Origin of the sequence: Mycobacterium sp. (assembly GCF_032162105.1) — a bacterium.
Lineage (GTDB): Bacteria > Actinomycetota > Actinomycetes > Mycobacteriales > Mycobacteriaceae > Mycobacterium.
Window position 1 is genome coordinate 1 of sequence record NZ_JAVRPS010000090.1, and the last position, 2,649, is coordinate 2,649.

A 2,649-nucleotide genomic window follows, 5' to 3' on the forward strand; every position below is an offset into this window, starting at 1 on the left:
AGCGTCCGGTTGATGGCCTCCTCGTTGACAACCGCCGCTGCCAGCGGCGGGATCATGGCGACCATCGAGCGCACCCGGACCGGCACGGCGCCTCCGTCAGGCAACAGGATCCGGTCATAGTACAAGCCGTCGTGCTCGTCCCAAAGGCCCACGGCCTCAAGGGCTTCCGCGATCACGGCAAAGTGCTCCAAGAATTTCTGCACCAGGTCGAGCGCGGGCCGATGACCGGACCCGTGCAGGATCGCTGCGATCGTCGCCATGGACAACGCGTATCCGGCCATCCAGCCGGTGGCATCGGACTGCTCGAGTATTCCGTGGAAGGGAAGATGTGAGCGATCTATGGGGCCGATGTTGTCCAGGCCCATGAAGCCACCCTCGAATACATTCGAGCCGTTCGCGTCTTCGCGATTCACCCACCAGGTGAAGTTCACCAGAAGCTTGTCGAAGATTCTGCTGAGGAAATCGAAGTCACGTCCGCCGTCGATGGCGAAGACTTCCAGGGCTGCCCACGCATGAACCGGGGGGTTGACATCGGAGAAGTCCCATTCGTATGCGGGCAAGGCACCGTTGGGGTGCTGGAACCATTCGCGGCACAGCAGCGAAAGCTGATACTTCGCGAACGCAGGATCAATGTGCACCAACGCGACACAGTGAAATGCCATATCCCAGGCCGCGAACCACGGGTATTCCCAGGTGTCGGACATCGACATCACATCGAAGGCCCCGAAGCCCCGCCACCGGGCGTTGCGGCCGGCCCTGCGCTGCGGCGGGGGCGGCGGCTGAGCTGAGTCGCCATCCAGCCACTTGGCCACGTCGTAGTAGTAGAACTGTTTGTTCCACAACATTCCGGCGAAGGCCTGGCGCATCACGGCGCCCTCGTCCGCCGACGCCTGCGGCGGGGTGAGCGCGCCGTAGAACTCGTCGGTCTCCGCGCGACGCTGCGCATTGATCCGCGTGAAATCCGTCCCCAATGCGGTCGCCTCGGGCAACCCGGTGGCGGCCGGTCGCAACCGCAGCCGCAGCTCGGCCGTCTCACCAGGATTCAGTGAAACCCGGTACCAAGCAGCACATTTCGTACCACTGCGCTGCGGGTTGACGGTGTCGGCCCCGCCGACGACGTGATCGTTGATGCCGTCCTTAGGCCATGGCGAACCCGACGAGTCGCCGTAGAGCCGGTGCAGGTTCGTCTCGTTCTCGCAGAACAGCAGCTCTGGCCGCTCGCCGTCAGGGGCAGGCCCGGTGAGCAGCTCGAGGTCGCCGAGAACCGGATGCTCGACGGCCACGGTGCCGCCGGCACTGGCCGAAAGCGTTGGCGGCGTGGCTCCGTCCTCCCACGACCATGTGTTGCGAAACCACAGCGACGGCAACACATGAAGGACTTCGGCGTCAGGCCCGGCATTGGTGATGCTGATCGTCATCAGCACGTCGGTTGGGTCGGCCTTGGCGTAGTGCACGTCCACGACCCAATAGCGGTCGTCGTCGAAGATCCCCGTGTCGAGGAGCTCGTACTCGCGGTCGCGCTTGCTACGTCGGCGGTTCTCGTCCAGCAGCTGCTGGTAGGGAAATGCCCGCTGCGGATAGTGGTAGCGCCAGCTGTTCCAGGCATGGCTGGGTACGGCATCCCGGTACCACCAGTACTCCTTGACGTCCTCGCCGTGATTGCCCTCGGCACCGGTGAGCCCGAACGCCCTCTCCTTCAGTATCGGGTCACGCCCGTTCCACAACGTCAGCGCCAAACACAACCGTTGCTCGATGTCGCAGAACCCCGCAAGCCCGTCCTCGCCCCAACGGTAGGCGCGCGAGCGCGCGTGATCATGCGGCAGATAGCTCCATGCGTCGCCGTCGGCGCTGTAGTCTTCGCGGACTGTGCCCCACTGTCTTTCACTGAGGTAAGGCCCCCAGAGGTACCAGTCACTCGCTTGCCGCAGGCCGAGGTCAAGCCGACCGAAGCTCGCGATCCGCAGTCCCTCTGCGCCTGCGGCAGCCGTCACGCGGGCATCGAATCAACGGGCGCTGGAGTCGAGGGCGTTCGCACTGGCACGTGAATACATGGCATCCCATACCGCCGACTCTGCTTCGTCAATGGTGGCCTGCGCGAAGTCGATCGCCGACAATGCATAGTCTTCGGCAAGGTCGGCGTCGTCGGCGGCGAAGTCCGCGTCGAGACGGTCCTGCTTGTCCTTGACGTTGGACTTCACCTTCGCAACGTGCGCCTGCCACTTCGCGTGCATCTCCTGCCACTGCGATGAGGCCTTGTCCTTGGCGTCAACTGCCTTGTCGTTGAGTCGATCGGCTGCCGCGGTCGCGCGGTCGCGAGCGTTGATGGCGTCCGTCTCCAGCCGATCCTTGGCGGCGTGGTTCGCGGCCTTCAGCTTGTCGGATGCGCTCTTCGCCTTGTCGGAGATCTTGTCGAACTGCGCGCCCAGGTCAATGTCTGCCATTGGGAGTCCTTCTCGTGTGCGATCGGATGACTCCTGAATCGTGCCGCGCGAACCCTTCACCGTCATTGTGGACGCCGACAACGTCCCTAAGAGGACGGTGTCGCGCAATACACCCGTGCAGCCGCCGCCCCAACGCTGAAACATCATGGGTCTATCGCCGAGGGCAGACGTCGTCACGTCAGCGGCCGACGTCGCCGTCGAACTCGAG

2 protein-coding genes are annotated in these 2,649 nt (G+C 64.1%); both read right to left on the reverse strand.

Annotated elements, in window-relative coordinates:
* A partial coding sequence (locus tag QOC69_RS04390; RefSeq protein WP_526436745.1) for an MGH1-like glycoside hydrolase domain-containing protein occupies window positions 1–1,991 on the reverse strand: 1,991 nt, incomplete at its 3' end.
* Between the two features lie 12 nt (window positions 1,992–2,003).
* Complete coding sequence (locus tag QOC69_RS04395) at window positions 2,004–2,441, reverse strand: hypothetical protein (protein WP_526436747.1); 438 nt, start codon at window positions 2,439–2,441, stop codon at window positions 2,004–2,006.
* Between the last annotated feature and the right edge of the window lie 208 nt (window positions 2,442–2,649).

Excerpts from the sequence above, each read along its gene's own strand:
- QOC69_RS04395 (WP_526436747.1), bottom strand. The coding sequence starts at position 2,441 with ATGGCAGACATTGACCTGGGCGCGCAGTTCGACAAGATCTCCGACAAG.